General features: G+C 57.5%; 19 protein-coding genes, 1 tRNA gene and 1 pseudogene. 7 read left to right on the forward strand and 14 right to left on the reverse strand.

Annotated features, from left to right (window positions below; all coding sequences use genetic code 11):
- Positions 1–241 precede the first annotated feature (241 nt).
- Positions 242–1,141 (reverse strand): LysR family transcriptional regulator, encoded by a 900-nt coding sequence (locus RGV59_RS25815; RefSeq protein ID WP_046382743.1) that lies wholly within the window; start codon positions 1,139–1,141, stop codon positions 242–244.
- Positions 1,142–1,416: 275 nt separating this feature from the next.
- Here RGV59_RS25815 and RGV59_RS25820 point away from each other — a divergent pair, with 275 nt between their 5' ends.
- Entirely contained in the window at positions 1,417–2,352 is a 936-nt protein-coding gene (locus RGV59_RS25820; RefSeq protein WP_322247148.1) for an amidohydrolase family protein, read from the forward strand.
- A 405-nt stretch (positions 2,353–2,757) separates the two neighbouring features.
- On the forward strand, positions 2,758–3,027 hold the full coding sequence (locus tag RGV59_RS25825; protein WP_017847593.1) for a DUF2790 domain-containing protein: 270 nt from the start codon (positions 2,758–2,760) through the stop codon (positions 3,025–3,027).
- Positions 3,028–3,194: 167 nt separating this feature from the next.
- On the opposite strand, the gene RGV59_RS25830 is transcribed toward RGV59_RS25825, so the two are convergent.
- The 4 genes from RGV59_RS25830 to RGV59_RS25845 all read right to left on the reverse strand — a co-directional run bounded on the left by RGV59_RS25830 (position 3,195) and on the right by RGV59_RS25845 (position 7,213).
- Positions 3,195–4,337, reverse strand: coding sequence for an FAD binding domain-containing protein (locus RGV59_RS25830; RefSeq protein ID WP_046486601.1), 1,143 nt, complete (start codon positions 4,335–4,337; stop codon positions 3,195–3,197).
- 52 nt (positions 4,338–4,389) lie between these two features.
- A complete protein-coding gene (locus RGV59_RS25835; protein ID WP_126586325.1) occupies positions 4,390–5,502 on the reverse strand; it encodes an alkene reductase in 1,113 nt (370 codons plus the stop codon).
- 37 nt (positions 5,503–5,539) lie between these two features.
- Positions 5,540–6,184: a DsbA family oxidoreductase gene (locus RGV59_RS25840; protein ID WP_057005726.1), complete on the reverse strand. Its 645-nt coding sequence runs from the start codon at positions 6,182–6,184 to the stop codon at positions 5,540–5,542.
- 111 nt (positions 6,185–6,295) lie between these two features.
- On the reverse strand, positions 6,296–7,213 hold the full coding sequence (locus RGV59_RS25845; RefSeq protein WP_126586327.1) for a LysR family transcriptional regulator: 918 nt from the start codon (positions 7,211–7,213) through the stop codon (positions 6,296–6,298).
- A 235-nt stretch (positions 7,214–7,448) separates the two neighbouring features.
- Here RGV59_RS25845 and RGV59_RS25850 point away from each other — a divergent pair, with 235 nt between their 5' ends.
- The 3 genes from RGV59_RS25850 to RGV59_RS25860 are packed head-to-tail and all read left to right on the forward strand — an operon-like array spanning position 7,449 to position 11,478.
- Complete coding sequence (locus tag RGV59_RS25850; RefSeq protein WP_126586329.1) at positions 7,449–8,723, forward strand: c-type cytochrome; 1,275 nt, start codon at positions 7,449–7,451, stop codon at positions 8,721–8,723.
- Positions 8,720–9,184: a (2Fe-2S)-binding protein gene (locus tag RGV59_RS25855; protein ID WP_017847599.1), complete on the forward strand. Its 465-nt coding sequence runs from the start codon at positions 8,720–8,722 to the stop codon at positions 9,182–9,184. The genes RGV59_RS25850 and RGV59_RS25855 overlap by 4 nt, the downstream gene beginning before the upstream one ends.
- Entirely contained in the window at positions 9,181–11,478 is a 2,298-nt protein-coding gene (locus tag RGV59_RS25860) for a xanthine dehydrogenase family protein molybdopterin-binding subunit (RefSeq protein ID WP_126586331.1), read from the forward strand. The genes RGV59_RS25855 and RGV59_RS25860 overlap by 4 nt, the downstream gene beginning before the upstream one ends.
- A gap of 86 nt (positions 11,479–11,564) precedes the next feature.
- Here the strand turns inward: RGV59_RS25860 and RGV59_RS25865 are convergent, their stop codons facing one another.
- From RGV59_RS25865 to RGV59_RS25880, 4 genes are all read right to left on the reverse strand, one after another.
- Positions 11,565–12,284 carry a TetR/AcrR family transcriptional regulator gene (locus tag RGV59_RS25865; protein WP_126586333.1) on the reverse strand — a complete coding sequence of 240 codons (720 nt, stop codon included), beginning with the start codon at positions 12,282–12,284 and terminating at the stop codon, positions 11,565–11,567.
- A gap of 67 nt (positions 12,285–12,351) precedes the next feature.
- Complete coding sequence (locus RGV59_RS25870; RefSeq protein ID WP_126586335.1) at positions 12,352–12,996, reverse strand: DsbA family protein; 645 nt, start codon at positions 12,994–12,996, stop codon at positions 12,352–12,354.
- An 85-nt stretch (positions 12,997–13,081) separates the two neighbouring features.
- Positions 13,082–13,999: a LysR family transcriptional regulator gene (locus RGV59_RS25875; RefSeq protein WP_126586337.1), complete on the reverse strand. Its 918-nt coding sequence runs from the start codon at positions 13,997–13,999 to the stop codon at positions 13,082–13,084.
- A 13-nt stretch (positions 14,000–14,012) separates the two neighbouring features.
- Positions 14,013–15,245 (reverse strand): MFS transporter, encoded by a 1,233-nt coding sequence (locus tag RGV59_RS25880; RefSeq protein WP_104902781.1) that lies wholly within the window; start codon positions 15,243–15,245, stop codon positions 14,013–14,015.
- Between the two features lie 387 nt (positions 15,246–15,632).
- On the opposite strand from RGV59_RS25880, the pseudogene RGV59_RS25885 reads away from it, so the two are divergent.
- Positions 15,633–16,031 (forward strand): annotated as a pseudogene (locus RGV59_RS25885) (transposase); the annotation flags it as partial.
- A gap of 64 nt (positions 16,032–16,095) precedes the next feature.
- Here the strand turns inward: RGV59_RS25885 and RGV59_RS25890 are convergent.
- A complete protein-coding gene (locus RGV59_RS25890) occupies positions 16,096–17,679 on the reverse strand; it encodes an ABC-F family ATP-binding cassette domain-containing protein (RefSeq protein ID WP_126586339.1) in 1,584 nt (527 codons plus the stop codon).
- A gap of 457 nt (positions 17,680–18,136) precedes the next feature.
- On the opposite strand from RGV59_RS25890, the gene RGV59_RS25895 reads away from it, so the two are divergent.
- The gene (locus tag RGV59_RS25895) at positions 18,137–18,799 is read left to right on the forward strand and encodes a hypothetical protein (protein WP_126586341.1); all 663 of its coding nucleotides are present in this window, start codon (positions 18,137–18,139) and stop codon (positions 18,797–18,799) included.
- Between the two features lie 361 nt (positions 18,800–19,160).
- On the opposite strand, the gene RGV59_RS25900 is transcribed toward RGV59_RS25895, so the two are convergent.
- The 4 genes from RGV59_RS25900 to pheT form a co-directional block, all read right to left on the reverse strand.
- Positions 19,161–19,237: transfer RNA gene (locus RGV59_RS25900), tRNA-Pro, on the reverse strand.
- 90 nt (positions 19,238–19,327) lie between these two features.
- On the reverse strand, positions 19,328–19,684 hold the full coding sequence (locus RGV59_RS25905; RefSeq protein WP_003174972.1) for a MerR family transcriptional regulator: 357 nt from the start codon (positions 19,682–19,684) through the stop codon (positions 19,328–19,330).
- Positions 19,665–19,967, reverse strand: a complete 303-nt coding sequence (gene ihfA / locus RGV59_RS25910) for an integration host factor subunit alpha (RefSeq protein ID WP_002553164.1) — start codon at positions 19,965–19,967, stop codon at positions 19,665–19,667. The genes RGV59_RS25905 and ihfA overlap by 20 nt, the downstream gene beginning before the upstream one ends.
- Before the next feature lie 3 nt (positions 19,968–19,970).
- The gene (gene pheT / locus RGV59_RS25915) at positions 19,971–22,349 is read right to left on the reverse strand and encodes a phenylalanine--tRNA ligase subunit beta (RefSeq protein WP_102618316.1); all 2,379 of its coding nucleotides are present in this window, start codon (positions 22,347–22,349) and stop codon (positions 19,971–19,973) included.
- Positions 22,350–22,368 lie beyond the last annotated feature (19 nt).

Here is a 22,368-nt window from a genome sequence, read left to right on the forward strand (position 1 = left end):
TAACCCTGGCTTATCACCGCGGCCCATGGCTGCAAAAAAAACTTCACCGTCTGGACATTCTCTTGTGTGTTCATCGAAATCGCTCCATTGCCTTTACCCAGGATCGTGTCCGATCTAACCGGACACGTTGTGGGCCTGCGGGTGAGGAAGAGGGTATTCGCACGCCGCGCGGGTATTGGCTGGCAGTCAATTCGATCAAAAGCGACGCGCAACGCGATCTTGCCTGATGCGCAGGACGAGCTTAGGGCGCGAGTATTTCCTGAAGAAACGCGATGAATACACTGATGCGGCTGGAACCACGGTGGTTGGGCAGATACAGCGCATTGATGCAGGTGCTTGCACTGCCTGGGTTGACTTCATATTGCTCCAGCACCCGCGTCAGCCGACCTGCACTGACGTCCTCACGTACCAGCCAATCGGCCAATAGCGTCACCCCGCCACCGGCCAAGGCAGCCTCGCGCAGAATGTCGGCATTGTTGCTTTGCAGCCGTCCCTGCACATTCACGCGGATGACGTCCTCATCGCCCAGGAATGTCCAGTCGTGGTGGCCCGTGTGGTAATCGAAACGCAAGCACGGGTGCTCGAGCAAGTCGCGAGGGTGTCGCGGCAGTCCGGTTCGTGTCAGGTATTCGGGACTCGCCACCACCCAACGCTGGAAATAGCCCAGCCGCTTGCTGACGATGTCATCACTGACAACCGATGAACCAAGACGTACTGACACATCGATTTGTTCGCTGAGCAGGTCACTGACCTCGTCGCTCAGCGAGAGACTGATTTCCAGACCGGGATGGCGTTCAAGCAACCGCCCCAAGTGCGGGGCGATGATTCGCCGGCCGAATTCCACCGGGACACTGACCCGCAAACGCCCCTGAGCTTCGCTGCCACGGTCGGCAACGACGGCATCCGCGCCATCGATGGCCTCAAGGATCGCCACGACTTTATCGAAATAGTGCTGCCCCGCCACCGTGACGCTCGTATTGCGCGTGGTGCGGTTGAGCAGGCTGGCACCCAACTCACTTTCCAGCCCCGCGACCTGCCGTGTCACAGACGATGTGGAGATGCCGAGCTTACGCGCCGCAGATGAGTAACCCCCACAGCGCACCGTTTCGACAAACATTTTCAGCGCCAGCAACTTGTCCATGCACGGATTCCGAGATCGAAAGGTAAAGGTAGCGACTGTGCATGACCAGGCAATGGGAGTCTTGCATGGCTGTGCTCAATGGCCTGATTGATTAAGGAGGCTTGCGATCTCCCTATTGATCGGATGATAATCAGATTTGATCAAATAATCGATCGATTAATAGAGCGGCGTCTCGAAGCGGGTACATGCCACGGCGAGAACCGGTCGCTCTGACCCGTTTATCACCCGCCTCGGCGGCACCGATCAAGAAAGGTGCCGATGTCCCGGTGCGATCGGTGGACATCCATGCACATTACTACCCTGAAGAGTTCTTACACCTCCTGGGAAGTGAGGGCAAAACGTTCGGTGCAAGCTATACCCGCCAGGAGACTACTTTCAGTTTCTCCACCCCGGCCGGAGGATTGGGGCCATTGCCGTTGAAATTCATCGACGTACAGGCGCTGTCCCTTAGCGTGCCAATGGTGTACTGGGCAGATCGACAACTCAATGCCCGCCTGGCACGTGCCTGGAACGATGCTGCGTCGATGGTCCATCGCCAACACCCACAACGTTTTGTGGTGCTGGCCACGTTGCCGATGCTAGAGGCTGACGATGCCATCGCCGAGCTGGAACGCGCCGCCGAATTGCCTGGGGTTCGTGGGGTGTACATGGGCACAAACATCAACGGCCTGGACCTGGACAATCCGCGCTTCGCGCCCGTCTTTGCCCGTATAGAACAGCTCGGACTCCCAGTATTCCTGCACCCGCAACAAACGGTCGGCGGCAACCGTCTGAGCAACTACTACTTGAGCAACTTGCTGGGCAACCCGTTCGATACAGCTATCGCGGCGTCACACCTGATCCTCGGCGGAGTATTGGATCAATACCCTCAACTGCATGTGTCATTGCCTCACGCCGGTGGGGCTTTGCCAATACTCGTGGGACGTCTCGATGCCGGGTGGACCTCACGTCCTGAGACACGACGCCTGGCCCAGAAGCCGAGCAGCTACTTGACGCGATTCAGCTACGACACCGTGTCGCACTCCGGGCCGGTGCTGGACTATTTGATCGCCAACGTCGGTATCGACCATCTGGTCCTGGGCAGCGGCTACTGCTTCGACATGGGCTATGAACAGCCGGTGCGTTTTGTCGAAAGCGTAGGCTTGGGCCCGCGCGAGAAAGCGGCAGTACTCGGCGCCAACGCGGCCAGAATCCTGAAACTCCCCGTATAGCGTTGGCGAAACTCTCGATTTCCCTTTGGCCGGCCTGACCGGCCTTTTTTTGCGAACCGTTCAAGACTTCACCAGATCGTCTCTGCCGTTCGCTCGGGACCCCAGCCAAGATGATCGAACCGAATAAACAAATACTGATCAATCATAACCATGGGCCCATACAGCTTTAAATAAATCAGTCAAAAGACTATAAAAAACCAACCGACCCGCATTGCCGACAGCAAGCACTACACCCATTAAATTATATTGGCCCATCTGTAGACAAACATGGATAAACATCATTTTCGGTAATAATCAGTATCCCGCCTGAGCATTTCTACAAACAACCTGGCGACAGCATAATCAGCTCCAGAAGCAAACAAAGAGATCTTGTCCCCTCTCTCACTCTTACTGGAAGACACCCTGATGAAATATGCAATGCTCGCCTCACTGATGATGTTTAGCGTATACGCTTCAGCCCATGATGGCGCCAACAACAATGCCTCTGCCCCTGAACCTGAGCGGTACAATTATTCCGAACACCTGGATATCGCCAAGGTCATCGACATCACTACAGCCGAGGACACAAACAACGCTTGTGGCCCAGTGGACGCGCACATGGTGTATGTGGATCACAAGGGTATAACGCACGACCTGCAATACAAAATACTCGGTGGCGCTTGCCAGAATGGTTAAAACTTCAAAGTTTACAGGTGCTAAAAAAGAGGAGACCGCTTCGATCTGAAGCTAATCTCCTCTTTTTATATTCAGTCTAGAAAGACTGCAACAGCCCAACGATCACAGCCCACTTTCATCCCGCCAACGCAAGGCTCTCGCCAATAAGTCCGATGTGAGCCGCTCCATCAGGCTTGGGCGATCCCCATAATCCGATTGCCCATACTCACCCCCCAATCCGCCATACGCATGCCTTCTGCAAGTTGTTGGTGCTGCCAGGCAAGCAGGGCTTTATCGAGGTCGCCGATGTCGTCGATTGTTTGCGCCAGGGCCAGTGCATTGCGGGCTGCCTTGGCCGTGCTTCCGGCGGTATGAGGACGCGGCACAAAAGCGGCATCGCCAGTCAACAGCACACGGCCAAACACCATCTGAGGAACTTTGAGATCAAGGATCGCTTGCACAAAAATATCTTGGGTCTGGCGAATCAGTTCCCGAAAAGCCGGGTTCGCCTGCCGCTCCCCCATTCCCCGTATGTAAGCATCCTGCCCAGTGGCCAAGGCTCCGGGTGGAATGGAGTGACTACGCCGACGGCCATCGCTGTCAGTGAGCACAGCGTCCAGTTCCGCCCCTTGCGCAGCTTTCAGATACCACAGCCAATTGAACCGACGCTCGCCCGGATTAACGGAGCCATTCACGCTCGGCACCATGTATTCCAGCATCAGCGATTCAGGGTCTTGTTGAAAAACAAAGTCCTCGTAAAGCTGCATTTTGGCGAAGTCTGGAAGTTGCTCTTCATCGACCAGCCCGCGCCACACCACATACCCCGAATAGCTGGGTACTGTTCCAGGCAACACCACGCTTCGCACGGTTGAACCCGAGCCATCAGCGCCAATCAGCAGGTCTGCCTCGGCAGTGCTGCCGTCGGCAAAAATCGCAGTCACCCGATGTTCATTCTGAGTCAGATCCACCAACGTCTTGCCACGGTGATAATGCTCAGCAGCAAATGCAGAAAATAATGAGCTGTACAGTGTGTTCCAGGACGTCTGGGTTTGCGGCATCGGCTCTTTATGCACGACGCTACCCTCTCGATCCAGATAGAGACGATCGTGGGAGCGGACGCCGAGCGCACCTGCCGGATGAATGCCCGCATAACGAAAATGGTGCAGGACGTCCGCTTGCAGAACGATGCCCCCGCCACGACTATCCATCGCCGCAGGGGATCGCTCGTAAATATCGACCTGCCAACCAATCGCGCGTAACGCCGTGGCGGCGAACAGCCCGCCCAGGGAACCACCAATGACCAAGGCCTTTGGAACGCCTGAACTCTTCATTACCTTTCTCCTCGTTGCAGGGTGATTCCCGCAGCTGCGGTTTACCGTTGCGTTATGCCAACACCGGATAGTCGATGTACCCCTTGGCGTCGCCGCCAAAAAAGCTGTTGCCGTCAGCCACGTTGAGTTCGTTGCGACCACGCAAGCGAGCCGGTAAGTCGGGGTTGGCAATGAACGGGCGACCAAACGCAATGAGGTCTGCACGGCCCTGCGCAATGGCCTGTTCGGCCGTTTCGCCGGAATAGCCACCCGCCAACATCAGAACGCCGTGGAAGTCAGTACGCAGTTGCTTGATGATCGCGTCCCAGCGTGGATCGTTACTCTCATCGAGCACTGTGCCGACCATCATCGGTTCTACCAGGTGCAGATAAGCGAGATGCCAGTGATTGAGCCGGGATGCGATGTAGCCAAAGGTTTGTTCCGGGGTGTCATCGCCCATTCCCATGAAACGTCCCATCGGTGTCAGGCGGACAGCAACGCGTTCGGCACCTACTTCCGCGGTCACGGCTTCCACGACTTCAAGCAGCAACCGCGCACGGTTTTCGATACTTCCCCCGTAGCGATCACTTCGCTGATTGCTGGCGCTGTTGATGAATTGGTCGAGCAGGTAGCCATTGCCCGCGTGAATTTCCACACCATCCATACCGGCCAGAATCGCGTTGCGAGCGGCCCTGCGAAAGTCGCCAACGATCGCTTCGATCCCAGGAATGTCCAGCTCCTGAGGGACAGGTACATCACCCCATACGCCCTCGCCCTCTTCATTCAGGATGAAGGTCTTGCCGGGCACTGGCTGCGCGGTCGGTGCCACCGGCAAGCCGCCGTTAGGCTGGAACACCGGGTGCGACACTCGCCCCACATGCCAGAGCTGCAGGAAAATGCGCCCGCCTTCTGCGTGTACGGCCTCGCTGACAGCCTTCCAGCCCTGAATCTGCTCGTCGCTATGGATGCCGGGCGTCCAGGCGTAACCCTGGCCCTGCTGCGAAATCTGTGTAGCCTCGGTAATGATCAATGCAGCACTGGCACGCTGACGGTAGTACTCGACGTTCATCGATGTCGGTACGTTGCCAGGTTGCCCCGCTCGCGAGCGAGTCAGAGGCGCCATGGCGACGCGGTGATCGAGGGTGAATTGGCCGAGTTTGAGAGGGCTGAACAAGTGATGAGTCATGATGATGTCCTGAATGGATTGGGATTGAAAAACCGCCTTAGGCGGCTTGGCTTCGCTTCAGTATCTGGATCATTATTTCGATGGGCTGCGCGCCACTGATCACGTCATCTGCGATCTGGATACTCGGCACCGAGCGCACACCGGACGCCTTGGTTTGGGCTTCGAGCTTCAAGACTTCAGCGGTGCCTTCGTCGGCCTTGAGAAAGTCGACAATGACCTCTCGGTCCAGCCCGGTTTCGGCAGCGATGTCGGCCAGCACAGTGAGGTCGCCGATATCCCGCCCTTCGCTGAAGTACGCCTTGAAAATGGCCTTGACCAGCAAGGAAGCGTCTCGACCCGCCTGTTGCTCGCGCCATACCAACCGATGCGCGGCCAGGGTGTTGGGGGTTTTTTCGACGCGCTCATAATCGAACTCAAGGCCGACGGCCTTACCGGCGTGGGTGACCTGTGCGTCCATGGCCTGGCTACGCGCCCAGCTGCCGAACTTGCCAGAGCGATAGGCTTTGCGATCCATGCCTCGAACCGGCATGTCCGGGTTCAACTGATAAGGCAGGAAACTGATTGGGCGGTCCGTTGAAAAACCCGAAGCGGCCAGCGCGCGTTCAAGATTTTCCTCACCGATCCAGCACCATGGGCAGATGAAGTCGTAAGTCACCTGAATTTTGGATGAATGCAAACTCATGACGGTCTCCGTGGTTGAATGTTTCACCTCCCCAAGGTAGGTGCCGGAGCGCCGACAGAGAATCCACCTGCTGCACAACGTTGCTTTTCGCAAAACGCAACGATGAGCCGATCACGTCGTCGGCTGTGTTCGCGACTTGAGCAATTCGGTGAGGAAATCAATGAACGCATTGATACGTTTCGAGCCGCGATGATTGGGCAGGTACAAGGCCGAGATCGCTGAACTGGCGCTGTTCGGATTGACGACAAAAGCGTCAAACAAGGAAGTGAGTCGACCACTGTCGACGTCATCATTGACCAACCAATCGGGTAACAGCGCCACCCCGCATCCGGCCAGCACCACTTCGCGCAGGACCTCGGCATTGTTGCTCTTGAATTGCCCTTCGACGGGCACGCGCAGCTCTTGGCCCTGCTCTGTAAATGTCCAGAACTGCTGTGGCGCGCCATAGTTGAAGCACATGCACTCGTGTTGCATGAGGTCCATGGGCCGGTCGGGAAATCCTCGAGCGTTCAGGTACTCGGCGCTGGCGACTACGCGGCGGCGAAAGTTGCCGATGCAGCGGCTGACCACCGTTTCCATCGCCGCTGGCGACCCCAGCCGGATCGATAGATCGATGCGTTCGCCGAGCAGATCGACGATGTCGTCCGATAGCGTCATATCCAGTACGAGCAGGGGATAGCGCGCTAAAAGCGCGCCGATATGAGGGGCAATAAGACGCTGTCCAAACGCCACGGGCACGGAGATACGCAACTGTCCCGCGGGCACTTCACCGCGGTCCGAAACTGACTCGTCGGCGTCAGCCATGGCGCTCAGAATATCCCGGCTTTTCAGGTAGTACACACTACCGGCATCGGTCAACGTGACTTGCCGGGTAGAGCGATTCAGCAGCACGGCCCCCAGGTCATCCTCAAGCCTGTCGATCATTCTGGTGACTGAAGAGGTCGCCAGATTGAGTTGCCTGGCGGCAGACGAAAAGCCCTTGGAATCTACTGACTGGATGAATATTTTCAGTGCGAGCAGCTTGTCCATGAAACCCCTTCCGTCATTACGCTCCTTGAGCGCCTATCTTTGGACATCGGCGCACCCTGCGCGAGTTAACGGTTGTTAATTCTGCCGCCGTTGCGCCTGGCGCAATGTAGCGTTGCGCCTTGATGGGGTACTCCATCACAAGCGCCCTCTCTAAGCTCACGACATGGAAAATCGCCGCCCATCGCACGCGGCGGATTGAAAAATCTGTCGTTAATTCAGCTCGAGAGGTAAGGCGATGAAGCGCAAGACGATCATCGGTGCCGTTCTGGCAATCGGCGTCGCGGGGTTAGGCTTTGCGTTCTGGATGATGTGGAGGCCGGAAATTGCCACTGTCAGCCAACACCTGAATGCTGATCGCGAGACGCTGGACAGAGGCCGCCGCGTGGTCGAAGCGGGCGACTGTGCGGTCTGTCACACACGGCCAGGGGGCGCCTACATGGCCGGAGGTTTGCCGCTGGTAACGCCCTTCGGAACCCTCTTCACCACCAACATCACCCCGGACCCGCAGTCCGGTATCGGTCAGTGGTCGCTGGACGCCTTTGAACGGGCCATGCGTGAAGGCATCGCGCGTGACGGCCACTTTCTCTATCCGGCCTTCCCCTACGTGCATTACCGGAAGCTGAGCGATGCCGATATTGCCGACGCCTATGCCTTCCTGATGAGTGTGGACCCGATCAAATACACCGCACCGGAAAATCATATGGTCTTCCCCATGAACTTCCGTCCGCTGGTGTCTTTCTGGAACTTACTGTTCCTGCATGGGGATCCGCTGGAACCACTTCCCAACCGATCAGCACAATGGAACCGCGGACGTTATCTGGTCGAGGGCGCGGGGCACTGTTCGTCGTGCCATTCGCCCCTGAATCTGATTGGTGGGGAGAAAGGCAGCGAACTGTTCAACGGTGGCGTCGTCGACGGCTGGACAGCTCCCGCCCTGCGCGGAATGACCGAGGCACAACACCCCTGGAATGAAGCCCAGTTGGTCGCCTATCTGACGGGCGAGGTCGCCGAAGGACATGGCGCAGCGGCGGGCCCGATGTTGCCGGTCAGCCTGAGCATCGCGCAATTGCCGGCGGAAGACGCGCATGCCATCGCGCAGTACATTCTTGACCTCAAGAAAACTTCATCGGATGCCCCATCGCTGCCCTGCACCTCTGGGGTCAAGCCCAGCGCCACGGCGCTGCGGGGCGCCGCGTTGTTCGAGGGGGCCTGCGCAAGTTGCCATGGCCGCGCGGCGCCGATGCGCGTCATTGAATCGCGGCCGGCACTGGCGAACACCTCGGCGGTGAGGGCGGACTCGCCACGCAATTTGATCCAGACCATCCTGCAGGGCATCCCGATGTCCAGCGCCGCCTCCAGCCACTACATGCCTGCCTTCGCCCACAACCTGGACGACACCCATGTGGCCGCACTTGCCGAGTACTTGCGCAATGAAAGCTGTGCAAACCGACCCTGGACGGATCTCGACAAGACAATCAAAAGTATTCGGGCTCAGGAGCAGCAACCGTGATCACACTTGACATCAACGGCAAGACTCACGAACTGGACATCGCGGACGACATGCCCCTGCTATATGCCTTGCGCAACCAGGTGGGGCTCAATGGCGCCAAATACGGCTGCGGCCTGGGTCAGTGCGGCGCGTGTACCGTGTTAGTCAACGACAAGCCGGTGTTTTCCTGCCTGACGCCGTGCGGCGCACTGGCGGGCAAATCGGTACGCACCGTCGAGAGCCTGGGCAGCGTCGACCAACCGGGGCCGTTGCAAAAAGCCTTTATCGATGAACAGGCCGCCCAGTGTGGTTATTGCATCGCGGGAATGATCGTGAGGGCGCAGGCGCTGCTGGAGGCCAACCCTCATCCGGACGATGAAACGATCCGCCGCCACATGGCACCGAATTTATGCCGCTGCGGCACCCACGTGCGGATCTTCGCCGCGATCAAGTCGGTTGTCGCGCAGGGAGGCAAGGTATGAAAACCCCCACGCAAAACGTCAATCTGAGCCGCCGCGCCTTCGTGATAAACGGGGCTTTGGTGATGGGGTTCGCAATGCTTCCAGGTATTCCCCGGGCCTTCGCTGACACCGAGGTGGACACCTTGGGTACGACAATCCTGGCGCCTGATCTGCCCGGCAGCCTGCGGGCTACGCCCTATCTGGACGCCTGGATCCGCATCGATGCGAAAGATGGCATCACCGTCTACACCGGCAAAGTGGAGCTGGGCACGGGGGTTAAAACTGCGCTCCTGCAGATCGCCGCCGAACGCCTTGAAGTGTCACCTGGGCTCATCCGTTTTCTCACTGCCGACACCGCACTGACACCCAATGAAGGTTACACCGCCGGCAGCCATACGATCGTCGACAGCGGCACTGCACTGTTCAACGCCGCGGCCCAGGTGCGGCAGTTGTTACTCGAGTCCGCAGCACGGCAATGGCAGCGCAGCATCGACAGCCTGACCACGCGGGATGCGGTGATCTACGATACACAAGGCCGCAGCATGACCTACGCACAGGCAGTGGTGGGGGTTCAACTGCATCGCTTTGCGTCGGCCAACTCGCCCTTCAAGCCCGCTGGCACTTTCACCCTGATCGGCAAATCGTTGCCTCGGCTGGACATCCCGGCCAAAGTCAGCGGCGGTGCGGCCTATGTGCAGGACATGCGGCTGCCCGATATGCTGCACGCCCGGGTGATACGCCCGCCCCGGCGCGGCAGTCAGCTTCTGGAGATCGACGAGGCCGCCCTCAGGCAACTTCCCGGCGAGGTGAAACTGGTCCGCAATGGCAGCTACCTCGCCGTGGTCGCCACCGATGAATGGCTGGCGGTCAAAGCGATGCGCGAAGGCTACGCCAAGGCCCGCTGGACAGAAGGTAACCCGCTGCCTGACTCGACACACATCCATCAACTCCTCACCGAATTACCGGCGCGGCGCTATCCGGTGAGCGCCAAGGGTGACCTCCCGCAACCGCTGCCGCGTGCTTACAAGGCCCGGGTGACCAAGCAATACCTGATGCACGGTTCCATCGGGCCCTCCTGCGCAGTGGCCTGGTTCAAGGATGGAACACTGACCGTCTGGACCCATACCCAAGGTGTCTACCCTCTGCGCGCGGGTATCGCCGAGATGGTCGGCCTGCCAGTGGCTCAGGTGCGTTGCATCCACGCTGAAGGTTCCGGTTGCTATGGCCACAATGGCGCCGATGACGCCGCCGCCGATGCCGCGCTGATTGCCATGGCCATTCCCGGCAAGCCGATACGGGTGCAATGGATGCGCGAACAGGAAAACCTCTGGGAGCCGTACAGCTCGGCCATGCTTGCCGAGGTGGAAGCGGGACTGGACGACAGTGGGCGTCTTCGTGACTGGAAATACGAGCTCTGGAGCACCCCGCACAACGAACGTATCGTCAATGCCGGGCGCCTGTTGCCGGCGTGGCTGTTGGCCAACCCCTTCACCCCCGCCCCTTCAGTCCCGATTGCTCAGCCCGAAGGTGACGGCGACCGTAATGCCGTTCCGTTGTATGAGATACCCAACCTGAAGGTCGACATGAACTTTGTGCTGACCATGCCATTCAGGACCTCGGCCATGCGTTCGCTCGGTGCCCATATCAACGTGTTCGCCATCGAGAGCACCGTCGATGAACTGGCGGCTAGGGCCACCATCGACCCGGTGCAATTTCGCCTGAATCACTTGAGCGATCCGCGAGCACGGGCGGTGGTGGAGCGCGTGGCCGCTGAGTTCCGCTGGCCGCACAAAGCAACGGGACCCGGCAGCGGAATCGGCTTCGCCTTTGCCCGCTACAAAAACATCATGGGTTACTGCGCGATCGCCGTGCAGTTGCATGTGCAGCGCCAGACCGGGCAAGTGATGATCGATCGCGTAGTCGCCGCCGTCGACGTGGGGCAAATTGTCAGCCCCGACGGGCTGCTCAATCAGATCCAGGGGGGCATCGTGCAGTCTGCGAGTTGGACGCTCTATGAACGAATCCTCTATGACGCCAGCGGCATGCACAGCTTCGACTGGAGCGGCTATCCGATCATGCGTTTTCCGGATTTACCGCAACAGGTCGAGGTCCATATGATTGATCAGCCGGATCAGCCATTTCTGGGTGCCGCAGAAATCGTCCAGGGCCCCATGGCCGCAGCACTGGGCAATGCCATCAACGATGCCACCGGCAAGCGCTTGCTCGATCTGCCCCTGGCACGACGTGGCTGGCAGGATGCCCTGGTCATGACCGATCCGGGCGGTGTCGACGTTATGCCCTTCAGCCAAAAGTAAGCCACCCGATTCCGGCGAAACGTCTGAATCGGTAGCCAGGCGCACGCTCTTGAGCGCCTGGAGCTCATGCAGCAACTAGTTAACGATCAATTCAAGCGAGGCTTCTTACCCAAATCGTTATCGACTTGCTGCAGCACGTGGGGACTGCCGTTAAGGAACGCATCGACCATTTGCTCGATCAGCGCATCTATGTCTTCAGTCACTGGAAGATCGTAAATCCATTTGCGAACACCGATATAGAAAATACTGGCATGCAGACTCCAGATCAGCTCGAGCTCTTTTTCATTGATCGTGTCACCTGAGGATGGCGCCAATCCATGAGTCTGACGGATTTCTGCAATGACAGGGATGAAGACCCGCTCACGCAATTTAGCCAGATACCGATCATTGATACCTTCACGTGTCAGCCCGGCGAATACGAAGATACGAATCCACTCTCGCCGCAGAATCACACGAGCGTATGAGGTGTAGAAATGAACCAGGCGAGACTGAAGGGGTTCGGAGCGATCCTTGATCATCGCCTCCCACGAGGAATCCCACTGATATACCTCGTCGTACACGCGGTCTATCAGTGCCTCTTTGCTGGGGAAATATCGATAGAGTAACGGTTGGGTAATATCCAGTTGTCGCGCCAGCTCACGGGTACTGCCCGAGAATCCGCACGTCGCAAAATGCTCGATAGCTTTCTGCACGATTTGCTTTTCCCTGACCTCAGGCGAAAGGCGTCGAGTCGTCGATTTGACGGGGTCTGTTGATTTCGCTGATTTTCCCGACTCGTTCTCGTCTCTATCTTTTGAGTCTTGCATAACGCCTCGCTGGAGCTTCATTAAGGCATCATACAAAACAAAAGAATGCACTGGCTATGAACCACACCTATTTGGCCAGACGACTTTCAATATCCTTCTTGAACAACGCAGGTCGGCTTAAATAATGCCCCATGGCCAACACTTCCATTTGGCCGTCGATCTCCAGCGCAAATGCCGGAAAGCCGCGCGCATTCAGAGTTTCAAGCATCTCGTTGCTGTGCTCGATGTGGTCTTGCAATGAGTCTGCAGTGATCAAATCAAAAGTTGCCATAAACGATTCGGGTTCAAACCCAAGCTCATTGGCAATGCCGGCGATTACCCCTCGGTCAGCAATGGCCTGACCTTCTTGGTAGTAGGCAATTTGCAGGCGTTTGAGCATTTCGATGCCACGTCCGGACAGCTGTTGAGCGGTCAACATCGCTGCAATCGGTGGTGAAGAGTCCAACTGGACATTTTCATGTTCCAGTACGCCTTGAACATAGGCGTCCGCGAAGGTTTGTTTGCTGAATGCCGTAATCCGGGCTTCGTGAGGACGAACAAAATCGCGCCACTCACCCGACATCAACTTGCTTTTGTCCCCCGAGAGCATGCCCACGCCATGGGCCTGAATTTCCAGGCCAGGAATAGCGGTGGCCGCCGTGATCATCGGCGCCGCCCCATAGCACCAGCCACAGAACGGGTCGTAGACGTAATGCAATGTCGCAGTGCTCATTCAAATCTCCGGGATCTGCCGTGCCACATGGCGAAAGGGGTTCGTTACGTCGTGGATCAAACATGCGAAAACAGCAACGAGGCGATCAGCGCTCGGCCAAGCCTTCAGGCCCGAGCAATTCGCTGATGAAATCGATAAACGCATTGACGCGTTTGGAGCCACGATGATTGGGAAGATACAACGCAGAAATGGCCGAACTGGCATCGTTCGGATTGATAACAAAGGACTCGAACAATGACGTCAAATCACCGCTGCCAATATCGTCGTTGACGAGCCAGTCAGGTAACAGAGCCACCCCGCCACCCGCCAGCGCAACCTCACGTAAAACTTCCGCATTGTTGCTTTTGAAGCGCCCCTCAATCGGTACCCGAGTCTCCTCACCTTCCTTTAAGAAAGTCCACACCTGCTGCTTTGGGCCGTAACTAAAACGCAGACACTCGTGTTGCATGAGGTCCATGGGATGTTCAGGAAAACCATATGCATTCAGGTACTCGGCACTGGCCACAACCCGGCGTCTGAAATGACCGACGGGACGACTGACGACACCATCCATGGCTGCTGCCGATCCCAATCGGATCGCCAGATCGACGCGTTCCCCCAGTAATTCGACGATGTCATCGGAGAGCGTCATGTCCAACACAAGTTGAGGGTATCGCTTCAACAGCGAGGCAATATGCGGCGCAATCAGACGGCGCCCCAGCGCTACAGGCACGGAAATACGAAGATGACCCGCAGGGAGTTCTCCGCGGTCAGTGACCGAGGCATCCGCCTCGGCGACAGCATTCAGCACCTCCCGCGCTTTCAAGTAGTAGGCGGCCCCGGCATCTGATAATGAGATTTGACGCGTGGATCGATTAAGCAGGACAGCGCCTAGTTCCGCCTCAAGCCCATCGATCATCCGAGTCACAGAAGACGTCGCCAGGCCTAACTGTCGAGCGGCAGAAGAAAAGCCCTTCGAATCCACAGCCTGGACGAACATCTTCAATGCGAGCAGCTTGTCCATGACACTCCTTGACTCACCCGTTGTTCATCTTGAGCATTGCGCCAGTTCGGGTCCGACGAGAAACCACCGAGAAGACGACCAAAGCGACCAGTGACAATCCGCTTCCCACCGCAGCAATCGCCAGCCAGCCGGCATGTTCATAAAGCGAACTGGCCACCGAAGAACCGATTGCACCACCGATAAAGATACTGATCATGTACAACGCATTCAGACGGCCTCTGTTAGCAATGCCCAAGGCGTAGACGGCTCGCTGACCCAACACCATGTTCATTTGTACTGCAAAATCCAGCGCTACACCGGTGACCGCTAACCCAATCACACCGTAAAAGGGATTGATGAAGGCCGGTAGGAAACTCAATACCCCCAGCACCATGGCCAACTGCGACGCTCGTCGAGTATGTCCTGCATCAGCGAGTCGACCACTGATAGGTGCGGCAATTGCACCGATGGCGCCGACCAGAGAGAAAATCGCAATCTGACTTTGCGTGAGGCCGAACTCACGACTCAATATCAACGGCACAGCGGTCCAGAACAAACTGAACGCCGCAAACATCAGCCCTTGATAAAGCGCGCGCTGACGCAGTACGGGCTCGCGACAAAACAGTTGTCCCAGGGACATCAGCAATTGACCATACGACGCGCGATGGGTCGGTTGCCATTTAGGCATGGTCATGCCAATCACGATGGAGATAACGAGCATCAAGGCGGCGGCCCCGATAAACACTGCCCGCCAGCCCAAATGATCGGCAACCAGACTCGACAGCGGCCGCGCAAGCAGAATCCCTAGCAGCAAGCCACCCATAATCCCGCCAACTACCCGACCGCGAGATTCTTCCGGTGTCAGATGTGCCGCCAACGGGATAAGCATCTGCACGGAGACTGAGCTGAAACCGATGAGTGCCGACACCACTAGAAATACACTCGGCTGCTTGGACAAACCGGCGGCTACCAGGCTGAAGATCGTAATCACAATTGTCGCGATCATCAGCCGACGGTTTTCTACCAGATCCGCCAAGGGCACCAGGAAAAACAATCCGAGCGCATAACCAATCTGAGTCAGCGAAACGATGAAACTCGCGCTTCCACTCGACATGCCAATATCCGGGGCGATCAAGCTGATAATCGGTTGGGCGTAATAGATGTTGGCCACGATGGCACCACAACAAAAAGCAAACAGAAGCACGAGCCCCTTTGTCATCGACGCTTTTTGTATCGTCGCTGCTGTATCTCTTGTAGAAACGCCCATGCCATAGACTCCTGAGGTTCGACAGCGGTGACTCTTCAGAAAAGGTCACGCGCATTGATGTTTTCCAGGTCAACAACATAGGCGGCACTGCATCTTGAGAGAATATGGTCAGGACGCAACGTCGCGTTGCGTCTTGCGCAAGAGGTACCCAGGCTCGGTGCGCGCTCCCGCTTGATTCGAGGACGAGGAATTGATCGAGACGCCTCATTGTCGGCCCCTCCTCCTCATAACTTTTGACTTGCCTGGCCCCGCTCATCTGATGTCCACAACTCACCTATCAGCCGACTGGTGAACGACGGGCGAGGAATCGCCACGCGCCCAGTAAACTGACTCGCCGATGATCCAAAGGCCAAATACAACTTCCGATGGGATCTGGCTGCTTACACGGTGGCCGAGCTGTTGCATGGCGAAGAAAATGCGGTGTACGCGGACGCTGGATACACCGGTATCGAGAAGCGTGAAGAACATGAAAGTCGTGAGGTGATCTGGCAAATCGCGGCGCGCCGCAGCACCTATTCCAAGTTGAATAAACGCAGTGTGCTTTACAAAGCCAAGCGCAAGATTGAGTACTGCAAAGCTCAGACACGAGCCAAGCTTGAGCATCCATTTCGGGTGATAAAGCGGCAATTTGGTGACGTGAAAGTGCGCTTTCGCGGTCTGGTGAAAAACACAGCTCAGTTGACTACGCTGTTCGCTCTGTCAAACCTGTGGAAGGCTCGAAAAAGACTGATGGGTATGGGCGAAAGCGCCCGCAAAACACGATATATATCGGGCCGTTTCGGCTGATAGCGATGAGTGTCGGGAAAGTTACGACTTGCCGCCGCAACGCGGCAAGTTGATCGGAGCATCCCTAGCTTTTGAGATGAAATTCGCTGTCCAGACGAATACCCTGTAAGAAAACTTCGTCGTGGGACACCACGATCAATGCCCCTTGGTACTGAATCAGCATCTGCTCCAGCGCGATTCTGCTGGGCAGATCCAGATGGTTATCCGGCTCGTCCAGCAACAGCAATTGCGGAGGGCGTTGTGCATACAGCTGCGTAGCCAAGGCTATTTTCAGCCGTTCGCCACCGCTTAGCTGGCAGGTCTTGAGCATCGCACGATTCGCATCAATTCCCATTTGAGCCAGGCGGGTCCGCGCCTCGGCCTCGGGCAACTCCGGATTACTCCCGTAGAGCCATTGCACTGCCGTGCGTTCGGGGTACTGCAATCCGGCGTGTTGATCCAGCCAGCCAACATGGCAACTGCGGATGACTTCGCCTTCGTGTACCGGCAGTTGGCCGGCGATCACTCGCAACAAGGTCGATTTGCCGCTGCCGTTGGCGCCCAAGATCGCCATGCGCATAGGCCCGGTCAGCGTCAGATTGATCGGTGCCGCGTAACCGAACGGGAGAATCACGTCGTTGAGTTGCACAATCAACTTGCCATTGGGCACTACGCTTTCCGGGGACAACATCATTCGTTGAACGTCCGGCGCGCACCGCGCACGGGCCTCAGCAATCCGTTGTTGCTGCTGTTCCCGGGCTACCAGTTGATTGAGGCGCAATTTTCCCTGACTGTTTTCACTTCGCTCTTTCTGGGCGTTGGTGATCAGCTTGGTCTGATTGCCGTCACGGGCCTGGCGGTCGCCGCGGGCATTGCGCCGTTGCTGACGCTCCATCTGCACAACCATCTCACGTTGCTCACGCTTGGCCTGCGCCCGCTCCCCCTGCAATGCCGACTGGAACGACTGCTGCTCCTGCTCGCGTGCCGCAGCATACTGACTGTAGTTACCGCCATAAACCGACAGCCCCATGGGCGAAAGCTCGACAATTTCGTTCACGTGCTCCAGAAGTCCGCGGTCGTGGCTGATCAACACCAGGCCGTTGGGCCAGCGATCAATCTGCTGCGCAAGCTTGTGTTGCTGATCGATATCTAGGTGGTTGCTGGGTTCATCCAGAATGAGCCAGTCGGCCCGAGACAACCACGCCCCAAGCAGAGCCACACGCTGCCGCTCGCCTCCACTGAGGGCGTCGGTACGGGAGTCTGCATTCAAACGGCCCAGACCGATCTTCTCCAGCTCCGCCTGAAGGCGTGTGGCGCAATCCCATTGGTCAACCGCTAGCGAATGGTCTTCATCGTCAACGCTGCCCAAGGCAATGCGATCCAGCGTTGCCAGAATATGGTCAACACCGGCCAGTGCAGCAACGCTAGGATAACGCTCGGGCTCCAGTAACTGCGCCACGGCGTAAACCTGCCCTTCGCGACGAACGATGCCGCTGGTGGGCAGTTGCTCCCCCGTCAGGAGTCGGCCAAGCAACGACTTGCCACAGCCATTGGCGCCCACGATGCCCGTGGCCCTGGTACTGAAGGTGTGGGTCAATTGATCGAACAGAACGCGCCCGTCGGGCAGGTTGTACGACACTTGATCAAGTTGAAGTAACCGTTGAGTCATGACGCGTCCTTAAACAACCGGCCCGATAGGCACTGAATCACTCCCTGATGGTGCGCAACAGCACCCGGCGGATGGGCAATGACCGTGAACACCTCCACCGGCCCCAGCAAAGCCGCGAGACGCAGGTTGATTTCGTCAAACTCGATCCGATGACCATTGAGTGTGAGCTGACTGTCGGCCCGCCCCAGATACGACAACTGGACTGAATCGCCTCGGACTCTCTAGACACCTTGCGAGCTCAATGGACTGCCCCCAGCATCGTAGACATCTCCAGCCTATGCCCCGATACGGGTATTCGCTGGTAAATTAGCCCAACGTCAAAAACTCTTAACCTTTTCATGTGAGCTCTTAAGCTCAAGTAGGTATGTGTCGCATGAAGATATGCAATTGGGCGTTTCTCGTCAAAGGGCCACGCTCCTCCTTAGAGTGCCTGCCTCAGATCACGCCTTGGTGGTCATTGAGCCTGTCGACTGAGCACCTCGAGTGGGAGGTATTCTTACCCGACGAACAACACGAAGAGGATTTCGAAAAGCAACTCGATATGGCCATTCAGGCAATTGTCAGAATGAACGGTATTGCTGTCAGCGCCGGACATCCCGGCCTGATCGAAATGACTCACCACGTCGAATACGACGCGCAAAACAACAGGTCTCTGGCCATTCCACTGCGAGTGGCCCTTAAAGTCACCAAGCTCAGCGGATTTGGTCCGACGGAGCCCGCATCGATTGATTTCTCCAGGATCAGTGCGGTCAAGCTCTCGATATTGGCCACCTTGCTGGATTACTGGGGACAACCAAATGCAGAGTCCTACGAAGGGTTGTATAAAATTTACGAACTCATTCAGTCAGTCGCCCCAGAGTTGCCCCGGGCCATATCCAACAACAAACTTTCTCGTCTAAAACAAACCTGCAACAACATTTCCTCAGGCCCTACAGCCAGACATGCAGACCTCAATGCGGATCCGGTGAGCAAACCTCTACCGCTTTCAGAAATAAGACAGACCATCGGCTATCTTTCCGAACTCTTCATTCAGTCCATCACGCTGCCTCCCCAGCAGGCTGACGACCCCACCTATGACCAAACCGCCGAAATCGCGCACCGGCCCGATGGGAGGGCATAGGGCATAATTGGTGCTTTCATCATCAGGAACTTCATAACCCCCATCAACACGCACCTCTCCCGATGACACCATGTATATCCGACGACTGTACCGGAGCCTGAGCGATTCCCGGACCATTTCACTAGCAACAGTGAGCTCCGCACTGCCTATAGCCATCGCTAGTAGCTCGCTTCACTTTAACAAGCGACTTCGCACCTTCAAACTCTTGCACTAATACCACTGCCCAAGGGCACGAGAGTCGAACGCCGCTCAAGCGGCATATTTACCGAGACCCAAACAATCCGTGGGAGTAAATGTGGGAGTATTTTTGAGACATGAAAAAGCCCAATCTTTTCAGATTGGGCTAAGTCATTGAAAAATATGGTCGGGACGGAGTGATTCGAACACTCGACCCCTAGCACCCCATGCTAGTGCGCTACCGGACTGCGCTACGCCCCGACTAGGCGTGTTACTGGGTTCGCTTCGCAATGAAGCGATCAGGAATATACCGCAAGCTTTTGAAATGTGGAAGTATTTTAAAAGCCTGAATCATTTTTTCAGAACCACCAGCACATCTTCGAGTTCGGAGATCATTTGGCGGATCAGTTGCTTGTATTGGGTGGTGTCGTCTTTGGCTTCATCACCGGACATGCGCTGGCGCGCGCCGCTGATGGTGAACCCCTGGTCGTACAGCAATGCACGGATCTGTCGGATCATCAGCACATCCTGGCGCTGATAATACCGACGGTTCCCGGTGCGTTTGACGGGGTTGAGTTGAGGAAACTCCTGCTCCCAATAGCGCAGCACATGCGGTTTTACCGCACAGAGCTCGCTGACTTCACCGATGGTGAAGTAGCGTTTGCCTGGGATGACGGGTAGCTCGTCGTTATGACTTGGTTCCAGCATAAGCCTCAACTCGGGCCTTCAACTTCTGCCCTGGACGAAAGGTGACCACACGGCGAGCCGTGATCGGGATTTCTTCTCCCGTTTTTGGATTGCGGCCAGGCCGCTGGCGTTTGTCTCGCAGGTCAAAATTGCCGAAACCGGACAATTTGACCTGTTCGTTGTCTTCCAGAGCGTGTCTGATTTCTTCAAAGAACAACTCGACCAATTCCTTGGCCTCGCGTTTGTTCAGACCCAACTCTTCGTACAGACGTTCCGCCATCTCAGCTTTCGTCAAAGCCCCCATACGTCACTTCCTTAACGTGGCGTTCAACCTTTGTTCGAGCGAGGTGAGGATATTTTGTGTCGTGGTATTCACCTCATCGTCATTAAGAGTGCGCGATGGATGCTGCCAGGTCAAGCCAACTGCAAGGCTTTTTCTATGCGGATCAATGCCTTTACCCTGATAGACGTCAAATAGCCTGAGGTCCGTCAGCCATTCGCCTGCATTTTCACGGATGACATCCAGAACGGCCGTGGCGGACACTTCACGATCGGCGATCAGCGCCAGGTCGCGACGCACTTCCGGGAAGCGCGACAGCTCGCTGAATTTCGGCATCTTGCCCAAAGCGACTTCGGCCAGGACCAGTTCGAAAACGAAGACCGGACGGTCGAGACCGAGGGTTTTCGACAGTTCCGGGTGAAGGGCACCGACGAAACCCACCAGTCGACCTTCGCGCTCGATGCGCGCCGTCTGGCCCGGGTGCAACGCTGGGTGGCTGCCTGGCACGAACGAGAAGTCGTTCAGTGCTCCGGCAAACCCCAATACGGCTTCCACGTCCGCTTTAACGTCGAAGAAGTCCACTGCATCACGGCCTTGGGCCCAGCCTTCCGGCAAGCGGCTACCGCAAACAACACCGGCAAGCATCGGCTCTTGCTTCAAGCCATCCAGCTGGCCGACGAAACGCAGGCCGCTTTCGAACATACGCACGCGGTCTTGCTGGCGGTTCAAGTTGTGGGAAAGTGCTTTCACCAGGCCTGGCCACAACGACGAACGCATGGCGGCCATGTCGTTGGAGATCGGGTTGGCCAACAACAGCGGCTCGACGCCTGGGTTGAACAGTTCGAACTGCTTAGGATCGATGAAGCTGTAGGTCACCGCTTCCTGATAGCCACGGGCAACCAGCAGACGGCGCAGCTCCGGCAGGTGCGCGCGCGCTTCGGCCTTGGGTTGCGGCGCCAGGCGCGCTTGCGGGTAGCGAACCGGCAGACGGTTGTAGCCGTAGAGACGGGCCAGTTCTTCGATCAGGTCGACTTCGAGGCTGATATCGAAGCGATGGCTTGGCACCTCAACGTGCCATTGCCCGGCTTCACCGGCGGCAATGCCCAGGCCGAGGGCCGAAAGCAGACGCTCGATTTCCGCTGGTTCGATCACCAGGCCAAGCATTTGCTCAACGCTTTTGGCGCGCAGGGTGATCGGTGCAATCGACGGCAGGTATTGTTCGCTGACGGTTTCAGTGATCGGGCCCGCTTCGCCACCGGTGATTTCCAGCAGCAGGCCAGTGGCGCGCTCCATGGCTTCACGCGCCAGTTTCCAGTCCACGCCACGCTCGTAGCGGTGCGACGCATCGGTGTGCAGGCCGTAGGAACGAGCCTTGCCGGCGATGGCGATCTGGTCGAAGAATGCGCTCTCAAGAAAGATGTCACGCGTGGTCGCGGACACACCGCTGTGTTCGCCACCCATCACGCCGGCAATCGCCAGGGCGCGGGAATGGTCGGCGATCACCAGGGTGTCGGCACGCAGGCTGACTTCCTGGCCGTCGAGCAGAACCAGCTTCTCGCCTTCTTCCGCCATCCGCACACGGATGCCGCCATTGATTTCGGCGAGATCGAACGCGTGCAACGGCTGGCCGAGTTCAATCATCACATAGTTGGTGATATCGACGGCGGCGTCGATGCTGCGCACGTCGGCGCGCCGCAGGCGCTCAACCATCCACAGCGGCGTTGGCTTGGACAGGTCGACGTTGCGGATCACACGCCCCAGGTAACGCGGGCACGCGTTGGGTGCCAGTACTTCGATCGAGCGCACTTCATCATGCACCGCAGCAACTGCGGCAACCACCGGCCGGGTGACGGGCGCGTCGTACAGCGCGCCTACTTCACGTGCCAGACCCGCCAGGGACAGGCAGTCGCCACGGTTCGGGGTCAGGTCGACCTCGATGCTGGCGTCTTCCAGTTCCAGGTAGACACGAATGTCCTGGCCCACGGGCGCGTCGGCCGGCAGCTCCATCAGGCCATCATTGCCCTCGCCCACCTGCAGTTCCGCCTGGGAGCACAGCATGCCGTTGGACTCAACGCCACGCAGCTTGGCTTTCTTGATCTTGAAGTCGCCCGGCAGTTCGGCGCCGATCATGGCGAACGGGATCTTCAGGCCCGGGCGCACATTAGGCGCTCCGCACACGACCTGGAACGTCTGCGCGCCATTGCTGACCTGACACACACGCAATTTGTCGGCATCGGGGTGCTGCTCGGTGCTCAGCACCTCACCCACGACCACACCGCTGAATACGCCGGCGGCCGGAGTAACGCTATCGACCTCAAGACCGGCCATCGACAGACGAGCAACCAGCTCGTCGCGGCTTACCTGCGGGCTTACCCAGCCGCGCAGCCATTGTTCACTGAATTTCATCCTGCTCTCCTAAAGATTC

It is taken from the genome of Pseudomonas sp. FG1, assembly GCF_034313875.1.
Lineage (GTDB): Bacteria > Pseudomonadota > Gammaproteobacteria > Pseudomonadales > Pseudomonadaceae > Aquipseudomonas > Aquipseudomonas veronii.

What these genes read in the sequence shown, in the direction of transcription:
- RGV59_RS25850 (WP_126586329.1), top strand. Translation starts at nt 7,449, where the DNA reads ATGAAGCGCAAGACGATCATCGGTGCCGTTCTGGCAATCGGCGTCGCG.
- RGV59_RS25860 (WP_126586331.1), top strand. Translation starts at nt 9,181, where the DNA reads ATGAAAACCCCCACGCAAAACGTCAATCTGAGCCGCCGCGCCTTCGTG.
- RGV59_RS25830 (WP_046486601.1), bottom strand. Translation starts at nt 4,337, where the DNA reads ATGAAGAGTTCAGGCGTTCCAAAGGCCTTGGTCATTGGTGGTTCCCTG.
- RGV59_RS25845 (WP_126586327.1), bottom strand. Translation starts at nt 7,213, where the DNA reads ATGGACAAGCTGCTCGCACTGAAAATATTCATCCAGTCAGTAGATTCC.
- RGV59_RS25825 (WP_017847593.1), top strand. Translation starts at nt 2,758, where the DNA reads ATGAAATATGCAATGCTCGCCTCACTGATGATGTTTAGCGTATACGCT.
- ihfA (WP_002553164.1), bottom strand. Translation starts at nt 19,967, where the DNA reads ATGGGGGCTTTGACGAAAGCTGAGATGGCGGAACGTCTGTACGAAGAG.
- RGV59_RS25890 (WP_126586339.1), bottom strand. Translation starts at nt 17,679, where the DNA reads ATGACTCAACGGTTACTTCAACTTGATCAAGTGTCGTACAACCTGCCC.
- RGV59_RS25880 (WP_104902781.1), bottom strand. Translation starts at nt 15,245, where the DNA reads ATGGGCGTTTCTACAAGAGATACAGCAGCGACGATACAAAAAGCGTCG.
- pheT (WP_102618316.1), bottom strand. Translation starts at nt 22,349, where the DNA reads ATGAAATTCAGTGAACAATGGCTGCGCGGCTGGGTAAGCCCGCAGGTA.
- RGV59_RS25870 (WP_126586335.1), bottom strand. Translation starts at nt 12,996, where the DNA reads ATGAGCACTGCGACATTGCATTACGTCTACGACCCGTTCTGTGGCTGG.
- RGV59_RS25835 (WP_126586325.1), bottom strand. Translation starts at nt 5,502, where the DNA reads ATGACTCATCACTTGTTCAGCCCTCTCAAACTCGGCCAATTCACCCTC.
- RGV59_RS25875 (WP_126586337.1), bottom strand. Translation starts at nt 13,999, where the DNA reads ATGGACAAGCTGCTCGCATTGAAGATGTTCGTCCAGGCTGTGGATTCG.
- RGV59_RS25865 (WP_126586333.1), bottom strand. Translation starts at nt 12,284, where the DNA reads ATGCAAGACTCAAAAGATAGAGACGAGAACGAGTCGGGAAAATCAGCG.
- RGV59_RS25905 (WP_003174972.1), bottom strand. Translation starts at nt 19,684, where the DNA reads ATGCTGGAACCAAGTCATAACGACGAGCTACCCGTCATCCCAGGCAAA.
- RGV59_RS25815 (WP_046382743.1), bottom strand. Translation starts at nt 1,141, where the DNA reads ATGGACAAGTTGCTGGCGCTGAAAATGTTTGTCGAAACGGTGCGCTGT.
- RGV59_RS25840 (WP_057005726.1), bottom strand. Translation starts at nt 6,184, where the DNA reads ATGAGTTTGCATTCATCCAAAATTCAGGTGACTTACGACTTCATCTGC.